General features: G+C 67.4%; 1 protein-coding gene. It reads right to left on the reverse strand.

The genetic code is table 11. From position 1 onward, the window contains the following. On the reverse strand, nucleotides 1-1,345 hold a 1,345-nt coding region (locus tag NPX02_RS21125), incomplete at both ends, for a LysM peptidoglycan-binding domain-containing protein (protein ID WP_260296042.1).

Raw genomic sequence — 1,345 nt, forward strand, 5'->3', positions numbered from 1 at the left:
CCGACCGTATTGGCCAGGTAGTCGAGTCCCGCTCGTCTGTCGAACGCGGTCAGGACGCCGCCCACCGCCAGGTTGGTGATCAGTTGCCGGCTGGAGATCCGCAGGTTGCCGAAGGATTCGGTCTCACCCAGACCGTTGCCGTTGATGGCGTTGCTCAGCGTGCCGGCCACGCCGTTGGCCCAGTCGGTGGGCGTCACTTCGCCGGTGCGGAGGTAGCTTTCGGCCGCATTGAGCCAGGGGCTGAGGTAGTCAACGGCGGCCCCCAGCAGGCCATCGCTGCCGGCGCCCACGGCTTCCACCAGGTGAACGACTTCGCCGTTCTCCCCGACGCCACGGACCGGACCCAGTGCGGCGACCGCCAGGCTGGCCCAGCTGGTGATCTTGCCGTTCTCGATCAGCTGTTTGGTGGCGACGGAGGCGACCTGCAGGGCGCGTGCGGCGAGGGTCACGTGGCTGGCGGTTTCGCCGGCCTTGGTCAAGGCGGCCGCGGCTTGCCCGACGCCCCGGGCGGCGCCGGCCAGGGCCCCGCTGATGGCGCCCGCGGCCACCGATTTCCAGCTGAACTCGTCCTGGTAACCCAGGGCGATGAACAGCCCCTGCTGGACGATGGAGGCCGCCGCCCCGACGATCGCCCCGGCAATGGCATAGCTGGCCAGCGAGCTGACGCTCAGGGTCGAGGTCAACGCGGTACCAAACAGGCTCTGGGAAATCGTGCTCGCCAGCGGCCCCACCACCAGGAACGCCACGAAGGCGATCACCACAACGATGAGGATGGACAAGAACCCGCCACAGCCCCCGCTATCCTGGGGGTCGGATTTCAGGTTCGGCAGGGTGGAGCCGATGATGTCGCCTTCCTCGTAGACCACGTGGGTGTCGGCGGTCAGTCTGCCGGACTGGACGCTGTTGGGGATCTGCAGCCGCTGGCCTTCGCTCAGGGCGGCATCCGGGGCGAGGCCGTTGGCTTCGGCGATCAGGTACCAGAGGCTGGGGTTGCCGTAGACGGCGCCGGCGATCGCCTGCAGGGTGTCGCCGGCCTGGACGGTGTAGAAGGTGACGGCGCTGTCCGGGTAGTCTTCGCCATAGGGCTGCATCAGGTTGTAGCGCCCGGTGTCGAGCAGGGTCTGGCTGCCGGTGATGTCGTCCTCGGTGTTGCCGGTCTGGCCGACGGGGTGGCCGTTGGCGTAGGCGTATTCGGTATGGGTGATCTGGTTGCCTTCACCGGTGTCGTGGAAGCGGTAGAGGATCTGGCCGTCGTTGTTGTAGACGAAGCGCAGGATCTCGGCGCGGTCTTGCGCGTCCCCTTGGCCCTTGTTGGATTGGGTCAGCTGGTCGTTGACGTTGTAGC

The sequence above is a fragment of the Sedimenticola hydrogenitrophicus genome (assembly GCF_025175675.1).
Taxonomy (GTDB): domain Bacteria; phylum Pseudomonadota; class Gammaproteobacteria; order Chromatiales; family Chromatiaceae; genus Sedimenticola; species Sedimenticola hydrogenitrophicus.